Below are 16,198 nucleotides of genomic sequence, written 5' to 3' on the forward strand. Positions count from 1 at the left end.
TTCCTGGCGGGGACGGAAAACGCTGAAAACCGCGTTTCGTGTCCACTTCCGGAGCCACCCTCGGACAGGGAATGGCGGAATCCCGCCAAAAATTATTCAACCAACAGGTTGAACGTTCCGACACCGCCCGCTAAATTCAACCAGATGGTTGAACATAGACTCGACGCGGTTTTCCACGCGCTTTCGGACCCGACTCGGCGCGGCATGCTCGCGCAGCTCGCGCTCGGCGAGAAGTCGGTTGGCGCGCTCGCCGAGCCGTTCGACATGTCGTTCGCCGGCGCCGCCAAGCATGTGAAGGTGCTCGAAGGCGCCGGGCTGGTCGCGCGCCGCAAGTCGGGCCGCACCCAGCTCTGCCGGCTCGAACCCGCCTCCTTCGCCGAGGTCGGGCAATGGCTCCGCCAATGGGAGCAGTTCTGGACGGTGCGCCTCGACGCGCTCGAGACGCTCGTCGCCAAGAAGGAGGAGGACCAATGACCAGCATGAAGCCCTTCCTGATGTTCCAGGGCGGCCGCGCCGAGGAGGCGCTGCGCTTCTATGTCGAGACCGTCCCCGACAGCCGCATCGACAGGCTCGAGCTTTTCGGCCCCCAGGGCCCCGGCCCCGAGGGCACGGTGCTGCGCGCGCTGGTCACGATCGCGGGCCAGCCGGTGATGGCGCACGACAGCTTCATCCGCCACGGCTTCGACTTCACGCCCTCCTTCTCCTTCTTCGTCGATTGCGCCGACGAGGCCGAGTTCGACCGGCTGTTCGCCGCGCTCTCCGAAGGCGGCGGCGTGCTGATGCCCGCGGACAATTACGGCTGGAGCCGCAAGTTCGGCTGGGTGAACGATCGCTTCGGCGTCTCCTGGCAATTGGAGCTGCAATGAGCACCGCGGCCCCCGCAGTGGTCCGCGTCGAGCGCAGCCTCGCCGCCCCGCCCGAGCGCGTGTTCGACGCCTGGCTCGATCCAACGGTCGCGCGCCGCTTCCTCTTCGCCACCCCCGGCGGCGAGATGGTCCGCGCCGATCTCGATCCGCGCGTCGGCGGCAGCTTCCTGTTCGTCGATCGCCGGGCGGAGGGCGATGCCGAGCACCACGGCCGCTTCGTCGAGATCGATCGCCCCCGCCGCCTCGTCTTCCTGTTCCGCGGCCCCGGAACCGAGGAGGGCGAATGGTCGCAGGTCACCGTCGAGATCGCCGAGGCGCCGGGCGGCTGCCGCCTCACCCTGACGCACGAGATCCCGCCCAAATGGGCCGATTATGCCGAGCCCGTCCGCAACGGCTGGACGATGATCCTCGATACGCTCGGCCGCACCCTGGAGACCGATCATGGCTGATTTCGAACGCACCGCGCCCGACACGATCCGGATGGAACGCCTGCTCGACGCGCCGATCGAGACGGTGTGGCGCTATCTCGCCGAGTCCGATCTGCGCAGGACCTGGTTCGCCGAGGGCGCGATCGAGCCCCGCGTCGGCGGCGCCGTCCAGCTCGTCTTCGATCACGACAATCTCTCGGACGGGGACGTTCCCTACCCCGAACCCTATGCCAAATGGAAAGGTGCGCGCGGCGAGGAGCGCGTGGTCGAGTTCGATCCGCCGCACGTCCTCGCCTTCAGCTGGGTGGGCGGCACCGAGGGCGTCGCGCGCTTCGAGCTGTTCGCCGAAGGCGATCGCACCCGGCTCGTCCTCACCCACAGCGGCATCACCGGCCCCGCGCCGATGGCCAATTTCGGCGCCGGCTGGAATTCGCATCTCGCGGTGTTGCAGGCGCGGCTCGCCGGGCGCGGCATCCCCGATTTCTGGGCGCTCCACGCGCGGTCGGAGGCCGAAGTGAAGGCCGCGCTCGATCGTCTCCCCAATCCGGCATCAGGCGTGTAAGCTGCGCGCCATGACCATCCGCAAGATCGACGACAGCGTCAGCGTCGCCCCGCAGATCGACCCCCAGGACGTCCCCGGCCTCGCCGCCGCGGGCTTCCGGGCGATCGTCAACAACCGCCCCGACGGCGAGGAGTTCAGCCAGCCCGAGGGCGATGCGGTCCGCCGCGCGGCCGAGGCTGCCGGGCTCGCCTATACCGCGATCCCCGTCACCCACGCCGGCTTCTCGGCCGACATGGTCGAAGCGATGGCCGATGCGCTCGAGAGCGCCGGCGGCCCGGTGCTCGCCTATTGCCGCTCGGGCACGCGCTCGTGCAACCTCTGGGCGCTCGCTCAGGCGAGCCGCGGCGGCGACCCGGCCGAGCTCACCGCCAAGGCGGCGGGCGCGGGCTACGATATTTCCGGCATCCGCCCGCTGCTCGATTCGCTTTCCGGACGGGCGTGAACCCGCGCCTGGTCCGCTGCGCGGCGCTGCTCGCGCTCGCCGTGCCGGCAGCCTGCGCCGACCCGGCCGCTATGGCACGCCCCGCCGCTGCCCCGGCGCCCGACCGGATCGAAATGGAGTTGCGTTCGTGGGGCCGCCCCATGTCGCGCTGGTCGATCGGCGCGGACGGCAAGGGCAGCCTGACGCTGCCCGAGCCCGGGGTCTTCGACGCCCGCGAGCTGGTCACCCGGCGCTTCGATGCGGGCGCGACCGGCTTCGCCGAAATCGCGGCGCTGCTCGGCCAGGCCGAACGCCGCGCCGGCCAGCAGCTGCCCTGCACGCAGCGAGTCACCGATTTCCCCTATGGCGAGGTCCGCTGGCACCGCGCGACCGGGCCCGACGCCAGGCTCGACTTCGACCGCGGGTGCCGTGACGCGGAGACGCAACCGGTGCTCGCCGCGCTCCAGCGTGCCGACCAGCGCGTCGCCGATTGGGCCCGTGGCGCTCCGGTCGCTGAGCGCGCGCCGGTCCCGGCGCAATGAACCAGCTCACCCTCTTCCTCGGCTCGCTCGCCGCGATCCTGCTGCTGGCGCTCGCCGCCCGGCTGCTCCGGCTCGGCGGCGGCGCGATCGAGGGTGAGGCCGCGGCGATCCGTGAGGCCGAGGCGCAGCTCTCGGGCTTCGAGGCCGAGCGCGCGATCGTCGGCAGCGACGGCCAGGCCGCGCTCGTCCACGGTCGCGACGGCAGCCTCGCCCTGCTCAAGCAGCACGGCACGCAGGTCGCCGTCCGCCGCTTGGCCGCCACCGCGGTGCACCCGACTCCCGACGGCCTGCTGGTGGCCAGCGGCGAGCGCCGCTTCGGCGACGTGCTGGTGCGGGGCGCGGCGGGGGTCTCTCGCTGAGGCGCACAGCCGCTTGCAATGTAGGATTTCGGCTGCTCAGGTCGGCGTGCTGCCGATCGGCCGCCGCTCTTTGACAAGTCGACAGCACTCGCAACGAAAACGCTTTCAGGCTGCGTGGTGTGTTCGCGCGCTGCCAAACACCGCGCCAAATCACCCGCGCCAGACCACCGTGACAGTGTGACCCTGGTGTGACCTTTGCCTTGCGTGACACGCTACTTACAGTGCGGTAAGCAAGGGCCGATGCCCCATTTGCCCAACCCCGTCGATTACGCGGTCCCGGCCTTTGTGCTGCTGGTGCTCGCCGAGATGATCGTCGCCTGGGCCAAGGACCGGCGCCGCTATTGCCCGCGCGACACGCTGACGTCGCTCGGCCTCGGGCTCGGCAGCACCGTCGCGGGGCTGCTCTCGGGCGGGCTCGTCTTCGCCATGGCGAGCTGGGTCTGGCAGTATCGCCTCTTCGACATCGGCTGGGGCTGGTACTGGTTCGCCCTCGCCTTCGTGCTCGACGACCTCGCCTATTACGTCTTCCACCGCGCCTCGCACCGCGTCCGCTGGTTCTGGGCGAGCCACGTCATCCATCATTCGAGCCAGCACTATAATCTCTCGACCGCGCTCCGGCAGACCTGGACCGGCTTCGTCAGCTTCAACTTCCTCTTCCGCCTTCCGCTGTTCCTGATCGGCTTCCCGCCGGCGATGGTCTTCTTCGTCGCGGGGCTCAACCTGATCTACCAGTTCTGGATCCACACCGAAGTGATCGGCCGCATGCCGCGCTGGTTCGAGGCGGTGATGAACACCCCCTCGCACCACCGCGTCCATCACGCGACCAATGCGCGCTACCTCGACCGCAACTATGCCGGCGTCTTCATCGTCTGGGACAAGCTCTTCGGCACCTTCGAGCCCGAACGCGACGACGACAAGCCCCGCTACGGCATCGTCAAGAACCTCGGCAGCTTCAACCTGCTCTGGGCGGCCTTCCACGAATGGATCGGCATCGCGCGCGACGTCGCGGCGGCACCGACCTGGCGCGCGCGGCTCGACTATATGATCCGGCCGCCCGGCTGGAGCCACGACGGCAGCCGGGACACGTCCGAGACGATCAAGGCGCGCTGGCAGGCGCGGCAGCAGCGGGAGGGTGCGTGGAACAAGCCGACATCGTCGTCATCGGCGGAGGATCGGGCGGGAGCGCCGTCGCAGGCCGCCTGAGCGAGGACGGCCGCACGCGCGTCGCGCTGCTCGAGGCGGGCGGGCGCAACACCGGGCTCAAGACCATCATGCCCGGCATGATGCCCTTCCAGGGGGAGGCGACCAACTGGCGCTTCGAAACGGTGCCCCAGCGCGGCCTCGCCGGCCGGCGCGGCTATCAGCCCCGCGGCCGGGGGCTTGGCGGGTCGAGCGCGATCAACGCGATGCTCTATATCCGCGGCCATCCTGCCGATTACGACCAGTGGCGCGATCTCGGCTGCACCGGCTGGGGCTGGGACGACGTGCTTCCCTGGTTCAGGGTGAGCGAGCACAATGTCCGCGGCGCCGATGCCTTCCACGGCGATGCCGGCCCGCTCTGGGTCAGCGACCAGCGCTTCGCCAACCCCGGCGCGCACGCCTTCCTCCGCGCCGCCGAATCGCTCCAGATCCCCCTCAACGCTGACTTCAACGGCACCCGGCAGGAGGGCGTCGGCCTCTATCAGGTGACCCAGAGGAACGGCGAGCGCTGGACCGCCGCCCGCGCCTATCTGCCCGTCCAGCCCCGCGACAATCTCGCGATCCTCTGCGACGCCGTGGCCGAGCGCATCCTGTTCGACGGCGGCCGCGCCGTCGGCGTCGCCTATGTCCAGGGCGGCGAGAGGCGCGAGATCCGCGCCGATCGCGTCGTGCTCGCCGCCGGCGCCTTCCAGACGCCGCAGCTGCTGATGCTCTCGGGCATCGGCCCGGCACAGCACCTCAGGGACATGGGGCTGGAGGTGCGGATCGACCGCCCCGCCGTCGGCGCCGACCTGCAGGACCATATCGACTATGTCGCCGCCTTCGAGACCGCGGGCGCCCCCTTCCTCGGCCGCTCGCTCGGCGGCACGCTCAAGTCGATGGGCGCGATGGCGCGCTGGCTGCTCACGCGCAGCGGCGGCATGACCTCGCCCTTTGCCGAGGCCGGCGGCTTCCTGCGCACCGATCCGGCGGACGAACGCCCTGACGTCCAGCTCCATTTCGTCGTGGCGATCGTCGAGGACCATGGCCGCGCCGCGGTCAAGGCGCACGGCTATTCGTGCCACGCCTGCGTGCTCCGGCCCGAGAGCCGCGGCACGGTGCGCCTCCAGTCGCCTCAGGTGACCGACGCACCGCTGATCGACCCCGATTTCCTGGGCGACCCGCACGACATGGACGTGCTCAAGCGCGGCGTGCGCGCCATGTACCGTATCCTCGAGGCACCCGCGATGGCCGCCTTCGAACCGCGCGACCGCTACCCCGTCGACCTCGCCGACGACGAAGCGCTCGAGGCGCTGCTCCGCGTCCGCTCGGACACTGTCTACCACCCGGTCGGCACCGCCCGCATGGGCGCGGACGCGCAGGCGGTCTGCGATCCCCGGCTCCGCGTCCGCGGCGTCGACGGCCTCTACATCGCCGACGCCTCGGTGATGCCGCGCCTGATCGGCGGCAACACCAACGCGCCCACGATCATGATCGGCGAGCGCTGCGCCGCCTTCATCCGCGACGAGCTCGCCGCATAAAAAAAGGGCCGGTGGAGACCACCGGCCCAGTGCGTCCGCAGGAGGAACGCGGTGAGGGACGCCCCGCTCTCGCGCGGCGTCCCAAGCTCGTCAGTAGTTGTAGGCGCGCTCGCCGTGCGCGTTGATGTCGAGGCCTTCGACCTCCACTTCCGCGCTCGGCCGCAGCCCGACCGTGTGCTTGAGCGCCAGGAACAGCGCCGCCGAGACCAGGCCCGACCAGAAGAGCGTGACGCCCACTGCCGTGATCTGGGTCACGATCTGCGCGCCCATGTCGTAGGTGCCGGGAACCGCCGGCAGCTTGGTGTAGTCGAAGAAGCCCTGGCCGCCGAGCGCCGGGTCCGCGACCACGCCGGTGCCGATCGCGCCGATGATGCCGCCCACGCAGTGGACGCCGAACACGTCGAGCGAGTCGTCATAGCCGAACTTGTTCTTCACCGTGGTCACGAAGAAGAAGCAGACCACCGTCGCCACTGCGCCGAGCAGGATCGACGTCGCCGGTGAGGCGAAGCCCGCCGCCGGAGTAATCGCGACCAGGCCGGCGACGACGCCCGAAGCCGCGCCGAGCAGCGAGGACTTTTTGTGCACGATCTGCTCGATCAGCGCCCAGGTCAGGCCCGCCGCCGCCGTGGCGACCAGCGTGTTGATGAAGGCCAGGCCCGCAAGGCCGTTGGCTTCGAGGTTCGAGCCCGCGTTGAAGCCGAACCAGCCCACCCACAGCAGCGAGGCGCCGATCATGGTCATCACCAGGCTGTGCGGCGCCATCGGCTCGCTCTTGTAGCCGATGCGCTTGCCGATCACGAGGCAGCCCACCAGGCCCGCGATGCCGGCATTGATGTGCACCACGGTGCCGCCCGCGAAGTCGAGCGCGCCCTTGCCCCACAGGAAGCCCGCGTCGGTCGGGTTCGCCGGCAGGAAGTCCGGGCCGGCCCAGTACCAGACCATGTGCGCGATCGGGAAATAGACGATCGTCAGCCACGCCACGACGAAGATGATCAGCGGCCAGAACTTCACCCGCTCGGCGAAGGCGCCGACGATCAGCGCCGGGGTGATCGCCGCGAAGGTCAGCTGGAACACGACGAACACCAGCTCGGGCAGATAGACGCCGTTCGTGAAGGTCGCCGCGAAGGTCGTCGCGTCGACGCCCTTGAGGAAGATCTTGGAGAAGCCCCCGACGAACGGCGCGAGCCCGCCCGAACCGGCGGTGAACGCCATCGAATAGCCCCAGCCGACCCAGACGAGCGCGGCGACGCAGACGATCGTCAGCACCTGCATCAGCACCGACAGCATGTTCTTGGTGCGCACCAGGCCGCCATAGAAGAGCGCGAGGCCGGGCACCGACATCATCAGCACGAGCGCCGCCGACACCAGCATCCAGGCGACATCGCCCTTGTTCACCATCGAGGCATCCGGCGTCACCGTCGCCGCAGCGGCGGGCGCGGCGTCCTGCGCCCATGCGGGCAGCGCGGCAAATGCCGCGAGCGCGCCGCCCGCGGCTAAAGTCTTGGCTAGCTTCATCTCGACCCCCTTCACAGCGCAGTCTCGTTGGTCTCGCCGGTGCGGATCCGCACCGCCTGGCCCATATCGAGGACGAAAATCTTGCCGTCCCCGATCGCGCCGGTGCTCGCGGCGGCCTGGATCGCCTCCACGGCACGGTCCGCGAGATCGGAGCCGACCGCGACCTCGATCTTGATCTTCGGCACCATGTTGGTGCTGTACTCGGCGCCGCGGTAGATCTCGGTCTGGCCCTTCTGGCGGCCGAAGCCCTTCACTTCGGACACGGTCATGCCGGTGACGCCGACCTGCGTCAGCGCCTCGCGGACCTCGTCCAGCTTGAACGGTTTTATGATGGCGATGATGAGTTTCATTTCGCCCCCTCATTGGCGGTTGTCCCGAGGGAGCGATCAGCAAGCGCCGTGCCAGACGCCGGAATCGCGAATATCTCTAAGGGGGAGCGAGGCGCGACCGTTACGGAGGTGCAAATTTTTACGCAGACGTGAAGGTCTGCTCAAAAATCAGGCAGTATCGTCCAGCAATGCGCGGGCCGCCTCTAGGTCCTCGTCGTCCACCATCACGCGAACCGGGATCAGCAGCCAGCTGCCGTCGGCGATGCTCGCGCCGGCGTCGAACACGAAGCTGGGAATGTCCTCGGCCTCGAGCCTAGACTGGATGATGAAGGCGTGCTGCCGGTCGAAGCGGCCGAGTTCGACGAGTGCCATCAGGCCGCCATCACGCCCAGCCGCGCGATCAGCGCAGCGCGGTCGGGCAGCTCCAGCCCCATTTCTTCGCTGAGGATGTCGCAGAATGCTTCGGGCTCATCCACTTCGCGGCGCTCGAAGCTGCCATCGCGGCCATACCGGGTGAACAGCCCGCTGCGCACCGCCAGCCGCCCCTCCGGAAGGACGCGCGCGCAGGTCACGCCTTGGGTGAAGTGCGATGCGGGACTGGTCGAGACCCACCAGTTGACCGGCTCGAAGTCGATCGCGAGCTGCGGATGCAGGTCGAAGCGGTAGCAGGTCCGCCAGTCGTCGCCGATTAGGATCTGGAGCCGCCATTCGCCGCCGTGCTCGATCAGGCGGAAGGGCTCGTGCGGCGTTTCCTGCTCGACGTCCGTCACCAGGTCGAGCACACCGGTAAGCACTGCGCCGCCGAAACCGACGTCGACGATCACCGGTCGCTCGGGCAGATCGACGCGCAGCAGCATGTGGCTCCGGGGCGTGACCGCGTCCTCATCCATGTTCCACAGCACACGCGCGGCGAGCGGCGTCACGCGGAAGCCGATCGCCTCCAGCACGCGCCAGAAGAGTCCGTTCTGCTCGAAGCAATAGCCGCCGCGGCGTCCGTGCACGAGCTTCGCGATCAGTGCGTCGGGCTCCAGCCGCACTGGGCGGCCAAGCAGCGGATCGAAATTCTCGAACGGAATCGCCAGGGTGTGGCGCAGCACCAGCTCGGCCAGCGTCGCGCGATCGGGCGTGGGCTCGCCCGCATAGCCGGTGCGCGCAAAATAGGCGGAGACGTCGGCATCGCCGAGCATCAGGCCGCGGTCCCGCCCACCGTCAGCCCCTCGACCAGCAGCGTAGGCTGGCCCACGCCGGCGGGCACGGACTGGCCGCCCTTGCCGCACATACCGATACCTTCGTCGAGCGCGAAGTCGTTGCCAATGCCGGTCACCTTCGTCAGCACCGAGGGACCGTCGCCGATCAGCGTCGCGCCCTTGATCGGCGCGCCGAGCTTGCCGTTTTCGATCATATAGGCCTCGGTGCACGAGAAGACGAACTTGCCCGAGACGATGTCGACCTGGCCGCCGCCGAAGCTTTTGGCAAAAATCCCTTTCCTTACGCGTGTGAGCAATTCCGCGGGGTCGTCCTGGCCGCCCTTCATGAAGGTGTTGGTCATGCGCGGCATGGGGGCGTGCTGGAAGCTCTCGCGGCGGCCGTTGCCGGTGGGCTCGGCGCCCATCAGGCGGGCATTGAGGCGGTCCTGCATATAGCCCTTGAGAATGCCGTCCTCGATCAGCACCGTCTCGCGCGTCGGCGTGCCTTCGTCGTCGATCGACAGCGAGCCGCGGCGGTCGAGGATCGAGCCGTCGTCGACCACGGTCACCCCGGGCGCCGCGACGCGCTCGCCGATCCGGCCGGAGAAGGCGCTGGTGCCCTTGCGGTTGAAGTCGCCCTCCAGCCCATGGCCGACCGCTTCGTGGAGCAGCACGCCGGGCCAGCCGGGGCCGCACAGCACGGGCATGTCGCCCGCGGGTGCGTCGATCGCGTCGAGATTGACCAGCGCCTGGGCGAGCGCCTCGTCGATCGCGCGGTTCCAGGTCTCGGGCTGGAAGAGCCGGTCATAAAGCGTGCGCCCGCCGGTGCCGAAGCTTCCGGTCTCGCGCCGCCCGTTCGCCTCGACGACGATCGAGACGTTCAAGCGCACCAGCGGCCGCACGTCGGTGGCGATGAAGCCGTCGGGCCGGACCACCTCGACCACGCTCCACTGGCCGGTGAGCCCGACCGAGACCTGCACGACGCGCGGATCGCGCGCGCGCGCCGCGGCGTCGATCGTCTGGCACAAATTCACCTTGTCGGCGAAGAGCACGAGGTCGAGCGGATCGGCGTCGGTATAGAGGTGACGGTTGCTGCCCTGCGGCGGCGGCGCCTTGCCCTGCTTCGCCGGATCGATCAGCGCCATCGTCTCGGCGGCACGCCGGATCGCCTGGGGGGTGATCTCATTGGCATGGGCAAAGGCCGTGGTCTCGCCCGAGACCGCGCGCAGCCCGAAGCCTGAATGCGTGTCGAACGAAGCGGTCTTGAGCCGGCCGTCGTCGAAGCCGAACGCCTCGGTCTTGCGATACTGGAGATAGAGCTCGCCGTCCTCGGCGCGGCCCAGGGCTTCTGCGGTCAGCTTCGCCGCCGTCTCGGGATCGAGGCTGTCGCGGTAGAGGAAACTGCGCGGATCGGTGGGAATCGTCATCCCACAGATATAGGCAGGTTAGACGCTCGCGCCAGCCGGGTGATCGGGCAGCTGGCTCTGGTCGGCGCCGTCCGCGGGGCCGCCGATCAGCACGAAGCGGCGGTCGCAATAGCCGCAATCGACATAGCCGTGCTCGTCGATCTGCAGGAACACGCGCGGATGGCCGAGCGCGGCGGGCAGGCCGGGGCCGGTGCCGTCGCAGGACACGCGGGCGTGGGAAGTGCGGATGATCTCGGGCAGGGGCGCGGTCATGAGACGCGCCTAGCAAAGCCGGAGGGGGCTCGCAATCGCGCGCGCACGGTCTTATGCGCAAAGCATGACCCAGGCCGCTATCGCTATCCAGGACCTTTGCAAAACCTATGCGGGCGGCAAGCGCGCGCTCGACGGGGTGAGCTTCGACGTGCCGCGCGGGCAGATCTTCGGGCTGCTCGGCCCCAACGGCGCGGGCAAGTCGACGCTGATCAACATCCTCGCCGGGCTGGTCAACAAGACCAGCGGCACCGCGTCGATCTGGGGCTTCGACATCGACGCGCACCCGCGCAACGCCAAGGCGTCGATCGGCATCGTCAACCAGGAGATCACCTTCGATCCCTTCTTCACGCCGCGCGAGACGCTGGAGATCCAGGCCGGCCTCTACGGCGTGCGCAAGGACCGGTTCGACGCGATGGCGCTGCTCCGCGCCGTGCATCTGGAGGACAAGGCGGAGGCCTATTCACGCACGCTTTCGGGCGGGATGAAGCGGCGGCTGATGGTCGCCAAGGCGATGGTCCATTCGCCGCCGATCATCGTGCTCGACGAGCCCACCGCGGGCGTCGACGTCGAGCTTCGCCAGCAGCTCTGGGCCTATGTGAAGGAGCTCAACGCGCGCGGCGTGACCGTGGTGCTGACCACCCATTATCTCGAAGAAGCCGAGGAGCTCTGCGACCGGATCGCGATCATCAACCACGGCAAGCTGATCGCTAACAAGCCCACGCGCGAGCTGGTCGGCATGGCGCAGGAGAAAGTGGTCGAGGTGACCGTCGACCGCGACGTGCCCGGCCTGCCGCAGAACCAGTGCTTCCAGAAGATCGAGCTGAAGGCCGATCGAACGCTGGTGATCACCTATCGCAAGGATCAGGCGAACGCCGGGGAAGTGCTCGGCGCCGTCCAGACCGCGGGTTACGGGATCGTCGACGTTTCGACGCGCGAGGCGGACCTCGAGGACGTGTTCCTCAACCTGACGCGGGCCGCGAATGGCTGAGGCGCGTACTTCCGATATTCTCGTCATCGGATCGGGCGCGGCGGGGCTTACCGCCGCGCTCAACCTGGCCGAGCGGTTCAAGGTCACCGTGCTCGCCAAGGGCGGGCTCAACGAAGGCTCGACGGCCTGGGCGCAGGGCGGGATCGCCGCGGTGCTCGAGCCGGGCGACACGTTCGAGAGCCATGTCGAGGACACGATGATCGCGGGCGCGGGCCTCAACGACCGCGCGACCGTCGAGATGGTGGTCGAGAACGCCCCCGCGGCGATCGACCGGCTGGCCAAGCTGGGCGTGCCGTTCAACACCGAAGGCAATGCGCTACACCTGACGCGCGAGGGCGGGCACAGCCATCGCCGCATCGTCCATGTCAACGACGCCACCGGCTGGGCGGTGCAGGAGGCGTTGCTAAAGGCCGCGCGCGCGCATCCGAACATCACGCTCGTGCCAGACATGGTGGTGATCGACCTCGCCACCAGCCGACACGAGATGCGCTATTCGGGGGCGGGCAATGTCTGGGGCGTCTATGCCTTCAATCGCGCGACCAACCGCGTCGAGCTTTTCACGGCGCGCGCGACGGTGCTGGCGACGGGCGGCGCCGGGCGCACCTATCTCTTCTCGACCGCGCCGCGCGGGGCGACGGGGGACGGCATCGCCATGGCGTGGCGTGCGGGTGCGCGCATCTCCAACATGGAGTTCATGCAGTTCCACCCGACCTGCCTCTACAATCTCGAGGTCAAGAACTTCCTGATCACCGAGGCAGTGCGCGGCGAGGGCGGGCAGCTCAAGAACCCCAATACCGGCCACCGCTTCATGCCCGAGATCGATCCGCGCGCCGAACTGGCGCCGCGCGACATCGTGGCGCGTGCGATCGACGCCGAGATCAAGCGCTTCGGCCTCGACTATGTCCATCTCGACATCAGCCACATGGGCGCGGAGTTCGTGAAGCACCACTTCCCGACGATCCACGCGCGGCTGCTCGACCTCGACATCGACATGACGACCGAGCCGATCCCCGTCGTCCCGGCGCAGCACTACACCTGCGGCGGCGTGGTGATCGATCGCGACGGGCGCACCGACCTGCCCAACCTCTATGCCGCGGGCGAAGTGAGCCAGTCGGGGCTGCACGGCGCCAATCGCCTCGCCTCCAACTCGCTGCTCGAATGTTTCGTGTTCGGCGAGGCCGCGGCGAACCACATCACGGCGCATTGGAGCGACCTGGCGCCGCCGCCGGCGATCCGGCCCTGGGACGAAAGCCGCGTGACCGATTCCGACGAGGAAGTGGTCATCAAGCAGAACTGGACCGAGATCCGCCGCTTCATGTGGAACTATGTGGGCATCGTGCGCACCACCAAGCGGCTGGAGCGCGCCGCGCACCGCATCCGCACGCTGCGCGAGGAAGTGAACGACTATTACGGCCATTTCCGCGTGACGCCCGACCTGATCGAGCTGCGCAACCTGCTGGAAAGCGCCGACCTGATCGTCCGCTCGGCGCTCCACCGCAAGGAGAGCCGCGGGCTGCACTATACGCTCGACTATCCCGAGACGGCGCCGCAAGCGGTGGACACGGTGCTGGTGCCGTAGGCCGAATCCCTCTCCCCTGGGAGAGGCGTATCGGGCAGGCCGCCCCTGTCCCTACCGGTCGAACCAGTGGCGGCGCAGGAAGTAGAGGGTGATCGCCACCGACAGCACCGCGCACACGCCCACCACGCCCCAGAAGGCCCAAGGCTCGTGCGCATAGGGAATACCCGCGACGTTCATGCCGAGCAGGCCGGTGACGAAGGTGAGCGGCAGGAAGACCATCGCCACCACTGCGATGATCAGCGAGCGCTGGTCGATCTGCTCGGAGCGGAGGTCGGTGAGCGTCTCGTGCACCAGCGCCGCGCGTTCGCGGATGCTCTCCAGCTCCTCCGCCATGCGCGCGGCGCGGTCGGCCGCGGCGGTCAGGTGGAGGCGATCGTCGTCGCCGAGCCAGTCGACGGGGAGCGTCGCCAGCTTCTCGAGCGCCGAGCGCTGGGGGACGAGGAAGCGGCGATAGCCGATCGCCTGGCTGCGCACGCGATTGACCTGGCGGCGCAGCTCGAAGGCATGCCGCGCCGCGATCCGCTCCTCGCAATCGTCGAGCGAATCGCCGAGATCGGCAACGACGGGGTCGAGCTCCTCGGTGATCTGCTGGGCGAGCGCCGAGATCAGGTCGCCCGGATCGAGGACTTGCCCCGCCTCTACTGCCTTGCGGACCGAAACGATCGCGTTCAGCGGCTTGCGCGTCACCGAGAAGACGCAGCCGGCAAACGCATAGGTGCGCACCGATGCGAGCGGATCGGACGAACTGAGCTGCTCGGACGAAAGCCCGCGCAGGTTGATCACCGCGCCGGGTCCGACAGAGTCGCAACGCGGCCGTGTCTCGGCCGCAGTCAGCGCCTCGACGATATAGGGCGAGAGCTTGGCCGCCCCGCTGAGCCATGCGGTCGCGCGCTCGTCGGTGGTGGTGAGATGGATCCAGGTGAGATCGGCCTGGTGGTCGAGCGCCGACTTGAGGGGGACCTCTTCGGCCTTTCCGCCCCGCACCAGATAGGCGAAACCGCTCATTCGACCATTTCCAAATCGACGGAGAGGCCCGGACCGGGCGCGGCCGGCGGCGCCTGGCACAGGATGCGCACGGCATCGGCGCGGGCGCGTTCGAGGATCGCTATGGGCACGTCGCCACGGTGGAATATCCGCTCGGCCTGCGCAAGCGCGCGGGCCTGGCGCAGGGTGAGATCGTCGGGATCGCCCGACACGAGACGGAAGCGGACCAGCGCGGCTGCGGGTGCCTCCGGGCTTTCGAGCCAGCGCGCCACGGCGCCATCGGGATGGTCGGCGAGCGGATCGAGCGGACCGGCGAGCGCCGCGCCGATCGCCCGGCGGCGATCGGCGACGTCGGGCCAGCGCGCCCGGACCGCGGCGCGGGCGGCGTGGAGTCCCTCGGCGAGCCTGCCGAGCCCGGCAGGGAGCAGCGCCTCCAGCCGCTGGCGCAGCGCCGCCGCGAGCCCGGCCGATGCGCCCGCGGTGCCGATCGCGACGAGCACCGGGCTGCGGTCGACGATCGCCGGAAGCGTGAAGTCGCACAGGTCCGGCCGATCGACCGCATTGACCAGCACGCCGCGAGCACGCAGCCGGGCAACCGCGGGCGCGGGATCGGCGAGCGCCACCACGGCGAGCCGCGCCTCGCCTTCCTCACCGACGACCGCGGCGCCCGCGCGCTCGAGCAGGCGGCGCTTGGCCTCGGCCGCCTCGCCCTCGCCCAGCAGGATGACCGGCCGCCCTGCCAGCGTCACGAAGATCGGCAGGGCGGGCAGGCTCACTTCAGCCAGTCCGGAACATGCTCCTCGGCCATGATCACTTCGGCCGGGATGCGCTGCGCCACCACGTCGAACCGATCGCCCGAGACGAGCACTTCGGGGACGAGCGGGCGGCTGTTGTAGGTGCTCGCCATGGTCGCGCCATAGGCGCCGGCGCTGCGCAGCACGATCAGGTCGCCGCCAACGACCTGGTCGATCTCGCGGCCCTTGGCGAAGACGTCGCTGCTCTCGCACACCGGGCCGGCGACATTGGCGACGAACTTCGCGCCGCCGGGCCGCACCGCGCCGATGTCGTGATAGGCGTCGTACAGTGCGACGCGGGCAAGATCGTTCATCGCCGCATCGACGATCACCCAGGGGTTCACTGCGCCGGGCTTCACCCACAGCACCTCGGTCACCAGCACGCCGGCATTGGCGCAGATCACGCGGCCGGGCTCGAACATCAGCTCGACGTCCCAGTCCCGCGTCACGCGCGCGACCATCTCGCCGAACGCCTCGGGCGTCGGCGGCACGTCGCCGGGGCGATAGGCAACGCCCAGCCCGCCGCCCAGGTCGACATGCGTGATCGTGTGTCCGGCCGCGCGCAGCTCGGCGAGGAGCTGACCGACGCGCACGAAGGCCTTCTCCAGCGGCTCGAGCCCAAGCAGCTGGCTGCCGATATGCACCGCGACGCCGCGCATCTCGATCCCGTCGAGCTTCGCCAGCCGGTCGAAGATCTCCGGGGCCTGGTCGATCGGCAGGCCGAACTTGTTCTCGGCCTTTCCGGTCGAGATCTTCTCGTGCGTGCCGGCGTCGACGTCCGGATTGACGCGCAGCGCTGCGGGCGCGCGCTCGCCGCGTGCCGCGGCGATCTGCGCGAGGACGACGCCTTCTTCCTCGAGCTCGAGGTTGAACTGGCCGATCCCGGCGTCGAGCGCCTGGACGAGTTCCTTGCGCGTCTTGCCGACGCCCGAGAAGACGACGTCCTTTGCGGGGATTCCCGCCGCGATCGCGCGCGAAAGCTCGCCGCCCGAGACGACGTCGGCGCCGAAGCCCTCATTGGCGAGCAGACGCAGCACCGCGAGATTGGGGTTGGCCTTGACCGCGAAGGCGACGTGGTGCCGCCCGACCTGCTTGAGCCCGTCGCGGAAGGCGCGCGCAAAGCCGCGAAAGGCTTCGGTCGAATATACGTACACCGGGGTGCCGACTTCGGCGGCGATCCTGGCGAGCGGCACGTTCTCGGCATGCATCTCGCCGCCGATCAGGGAAAAATGGTCCATGGAATTC

General features: G+C 69.2%; 20 protein-coding genes. 11 read left to right on the forward strand and 9 right to left on the reverse strand.

The genetic code is table 11. The annotated features are described in order from the left end of the window. Nucleotides 1–144 precede the first annotated feature (144 nt). From J7500_RS02540 to J7500_RS02580, 9 genes are all read left to right on the forward strand, one after another. Nucleotides 145–474 (forward strand): helix-turn-helix transcriptional regulator, encoded by a 330-nt coding sequence (locus J7500_RS02540; RefSeq protein WP_294059764.1) that lies wholly within the window; start codon nt 145–147, stop codon nt 472–474. Next, on the forward strand, nt 471–866 hold the full coding sequence (locus J7500_RS02545) for a VOC family protein (protein ID WP_294059766.1): 396 nt from the start codon (nt 471–473) through the stop codon (nt 864–866). The genes J7500_RS02540 and J7500_RS02545 overlap by 4 nt, the downstream gene beginning before the upstream one ends. Next, nucleotides 863–1,315 (forward strand): SRPBCC domain-containing protein, encoded by a 453-nt coding sequence (locus tag J7500_RS02550; RefSeq protein ID WP_294059768.1) that lies wholly within the window; start codon nt 863–865, stop codon nt 1,313–1,315. The genes J7500_RS02545 and J7500_RS02550 overlap by 4 nt, the downstream gene beginning before the upstream one ends. Then, on the forward strand, nt 1,308–1,856 hold the full coding sequence (locus tag J7500_RS02555) for an SRPBCC family protein (protein WP_294059771.1): 549 nt from the start codon (nt 1,308–1,310) through the stop codon (nt 1,854–1,856). The genes J7500_RS02550 and J7500_RS02555 overlap by 8 nt, the downstream gene beginning before the upstream one ends. A 10-nt stretch (nt 1,857–1,866) precedes the next feature. Beyond that, entirely contained in the window at nt 1,867–2,298 is a 432-nt protein-coding gene (locus J7500_RS02560; RefSeq protein ID WP_294059773.1) for a TIGR01244 family sulfur transferase, read from the forward strand. Next, the gene (locus J7500_RS02565; protein WP_294059776.1) at nt 2,295–2,819 is read left to right on the forward strand and encodes a hypothetical protein; all 525 of its coding nucleotides are present in this window, start codon (nt 2,295–2,297) and stop codon (nt 2,817–2,819) included. Before J7500_RS02560 ends, J7500_RS02565 begins: the two co-directional genes overlap by 4 nt. Further along, complete coding sequence (locus J7500_RS02570) at nt 2,816–3,178, forward strand: hypothetical protein (RefSeq protein WP_294059778.1); 363 nt, start codon at nt 2,816–2,818, stop codon at nt 3,176–3,178. Before J7500_RS02565 ends, J7500_RS02570 begins: the two co-directional genes overlap by 4 nt. A gap of 240 nt (nt 3,179–3,418) precedes the next feature. After that, on the forward strand, nt 3,419–4,381 hold the full coding sequence (locus tag J7500_RS02575) for a sterol desaturase family protein (RefSeq protein ID WP_294059780.1): 963 nt from the start codon (nt 3,419–3,421) through the stop codon (nt 4,379–4,381). Further along, the gene (locus J7500_RS02580) at nt 4,315–5,898 is read left to right on the forward strand and encodes a GMC family oxidoreductase (protein ID WP_294059782.1); all 1,584 of its coding nucleotides are present in this window, start codon (nt 4,315–4,317) and stop codon (nt 5,896–5,898) included. Before J7500_RS02575 ends, J7500_RS02580 begins: the two co-directional genes overlap by 67 nt. Nucleotides 5,899–5,988: 90 nt before the next feature. Here the strand turns inward: J7500_RS02580 and J7500_RS02585 are convergent, their stop codons facing one another. From J7500_RS02585 to J7500_RS02610, 6 genes are all read right to left on the reverse strand, one after another. Beyond that, on the reverse strand, nt 5,989–7,413 hold the full coding sequence (locus J7500_RS02585) for an ammonium transporter (RefSeq protein WP_294059784.1): 1,425 nt from the start codon (nt 7,411–7,413) through the stop codon (nt 5,989–5,991). Between the two features lie 11 nt (nt 7,414–7,424). Further along, the gene (locus J7500_RS02590; protein ID WP_294059787.1) at nt 7,425–7,763 is read right to left on the reverse strand and encodes a P-II family nitrogen regulator; all 339 of its coding nucleotides are present in this window, start codon (nt 7,761–7,763) and stop codon (nt 7,425–7,427) included. A 147-nt stretch (nt 7,764–7,910) separates the two neighbouring features. Further along, nucleotides 7,911–8,114, reverse strand: a complete 204-nt coding sequence (locus tag J7500_RS02595; protein WP_294059789.1) for a DUF2007 domain-containing protein — start codon at nt 8,112–8,114, stop codon at nt 7,911–7,913. Further along, entirely contained in the window at nt 8,114–8,929 is an 816-nt protein-coding gene (locus J7500_RS02600; RefSeq protein WP_294059790.1) for an arylamine N-acetyltransferase, read from the reverse strand. The genes J7500_RS02595 and J7500_RS02600 overlap by 1 nt, the downstream gene beginning before the upstream one ends. After that, nucleotides 8,929–10,356: a metalloprotease TldD gene (gene tldD, locus J7500_RS02605; RefSeq protein WP_294059792.1), complete on the reverse strand. Its 1,428-nt coding sequence runs from the start codon at nt 10,354–10,356 to the stop codon at nt 8,929–8,931. Before tldD ends, J7500_RS02600 begins: the two co-directional genes overlap by 1 nt. A gap of 18 nt (nt 10,357–10,374) precedes the next feature. Next, nucleotides 10,375–10,608: a zinc-finger domain-containing protein gene (locus J7500_RS02610; protein ID WP_294059795.1), complete on the reverse strand. Its 234-nt coding sequence runs from the start codon at nt 10,606–10,608 to the stop codon at nt 10,375–10,377. A 64-nt stretch (nt 10,609–10,672) separates the two neighbouring features. Between J7500_RS02610 and J7500_RS02615 the strand changes: the two genes are divergently transcribed. Both J7500_RS02615 and nadB read left to right on the forward strand, forming a co-directional pair. Further along, complete coding sequence (locus J7500_RS02615; RefSeq protein ID WP_294059798.1) at nt 10,673–11,596, forward strand: ABC transporter ATP-binding protein; 924 nt, start codon at nt 10,673–10,675, stop codon at nt 11,594–11,596. Beyond that, nucleotides 11,589–13,175, forward strand: a complete 1,587-nt coding sequence (gene nadB, locus J7500_RS02620) for an L-aspartate oxidase (RefSeq protein WP_294059800.1) — start codon at nt 11,589–11,591, stop codon at nt 13,173–13,175. The genes J7500_RS02615 and nadB overlap by 8 nt, the downstream gene beginning before the upstream one ends. A 51-nt stretch (nt 13,176–13,226) precedes the next feature. Here the strand turns inward: nadB and J7500_RS02625 are convergent, their stop codons facing one another. From J7500_RS02625 to lysA, 3 genes are read right to left on the reverse strand one after another with little or no spacing between them, the layout of a single operon-like run. Next, a complete protein-coding gene (locus J7500_RS02625) occupies nt 13,227–14,180 on the reverse strand; it encodes a zinc transporter ZntB (protein WP_294059802.1) in 954 nt (317 codons plus the stop codon). Further along, nucleotides 14,177–14,935 (reverse strand): siroheme synthase, encoded by a 759-nt coding sequence (locus J7500_RS02630; RefSeq protein ID WP_294059803.1) that lies wholly within the window; start codon nt 14,933–14,935, stop codon nt 14,177–14,179. The genes J7500_RS02625 and J7500_RS02630 overlap by 4 nt, the downstream gene beginning before the upstream one ends. Beyond that, nucleotides 14,932–16,191 carry a diaminopimelate decarboxylase gene (gene lysA, locus J7500_RS02635; RefSeq protein WP_294059805.1) on the reverse strand — a complete coding sequence of 420 codons (1,260 nt, stop codon included), beginning with the start codon at nt 16,189–16,191 and terminating at the stop codon, nt 14,932–14,934. Before lysA ends, J7500_RS02630 begins: the two co-directional genes overlap by 4 nt. Nucleotides 16,192–16,198: the final 7 nt, after the last annotated feature.

It is taken from the genome of Sphingomonas sp. (genome assembly GCF_017744835.1).
Lineage (GTDB): Bacteria > Pseudomonadota > Alphaproteobacteria > Sphingomonadales > Sphingomonadaceae > Sphingomonas.

What these genes read in the sequence shown, in the direction of transcription:
- J7500_RS02540 (WP_294059764.1), top strand. Translation starts at nt 145, where the DNA reads ATGGTTGAACATAGACTCGACGCGGTTTTCCACGCGCTTTCGGACCCG.
- J7500_RS02545 (WP_294059766.1), top strand. Translation starts at nt 471, where the DNA reads ATGACCAGCATGAAGCCCTTCCTGATGTTCCAGGGCGGCCGCGCCGAG.
- J7500_RS02550 (WP_294059768.1), top strand. Translation starts at nt 863, where the DNA reads ATGAGCACCGCGGCCCCCGCAGTGGTCCGCGTCGAGCGCAGCCTCGCC.
- J7500_RS02555 (WP_294059771.1), top strand. Translation starts at nt 1,308, where the DNA reads ATGGCTGATTTCGAACGCACCGCGCCCGACACGATCCGGATGGAACGC.
- J7500_RS02560 (WP_294059773.1), top strand. Translation starts at nt 1,867, where the DNA reads ATGACCATCCGCAAGATCGACGACAGCGTCAGCGTCGCCCCGCAGATC.
- J7500_RS02570 (WP_294059778.1), top strand. Translation starts at nt 2,816, where the DNA reads ATGAACCAGCTCACCCTCTTCCTCGGCTCGCTCGCCGCGATCCTGCTG.
- J7500_RS02575 (WP_294059780.1), top strand. Translation starts at nt 3,419, where the DNA reads ATGCCCCATTTGCCCAACCCCGTCGATTACGCGGTCCCGGCCTTTGTG.
- J7500_RS02585 (WP_294059784.1), bottom strand. Translation starts at nt 7,413, where the DNA reads ATGAAGCTAGCCAAGACTTTAGCCGCGGGCGGCGCGCTCGCGGCATTT.
- J7500_RS02590 (WP_294059787.1), bottom strand. Translation starts at nt 7,763, where the DNA reads ATGAAACTCATCATCGCCATCATAAAACCGTTCAAGCTGGACGAGGTC.
- J7500_RS02595 (WP_294059789.1), bottom strand. Translation starts at nt 8,114, where the DNA reads ATGGCACTCGTCGAACTCGGCCGCTTCGACCGGCAGCACGCCTTCATC.
- J7500_RS02600 (WP_294059790.1), bottom strand. Translation starts at nt 8,929, where the DNA reads ATGCTCGGCGATGCCGACGTCTCCGCCTATTTTGCGCGCACCGGCTAT.
- tldD (WP_294059792.1), bottom strand. Translation starts at nt 10,356, where the DNA reads ATGACGATTCCCACCGATCCGCGCAGTTTCCTCTACCGCGACAGCCTC.
- J7500_RS02610 (WP_294059795.1), bottom strand. Translation starts at nt 10,608, where the DNA reads ATGACCGCGCCCCTGCCCGAGATCATCCGCACTTCCCACGCCCGCGTG.
- J7500_RS02615 (WP_294059798.1), top strand. Translation starts at nt 10,673, where the DNA reads ATGACCCAGGCCGCTATCGCTATCCAGGACCTTTGCAAAACCTATGCG.
- nadB (WP_294059800.1), top strand. Translation starts at nt 11,589, where the DNA reads ATGGCTGAGGCGCGTACTTCCGATATTCTCGTCATCGGATCGGGCGCG.
- J7500_RS02625 (WP_294059802.1), bottom strand. Translation starts at nt 14,180, where the DNA reads ATGAGCGGTTTCGCCTATCTGGTGCGGGGCGGAAAGGCCGAAGAGGTC.
- lysA (WP_294059805.1), bottom strand. Translation starts at nt 16,191, where the DNA reads ATGGACCATTTTTCCCTGATCGGCGGCGAGATGCATGCCGAGAACGTG.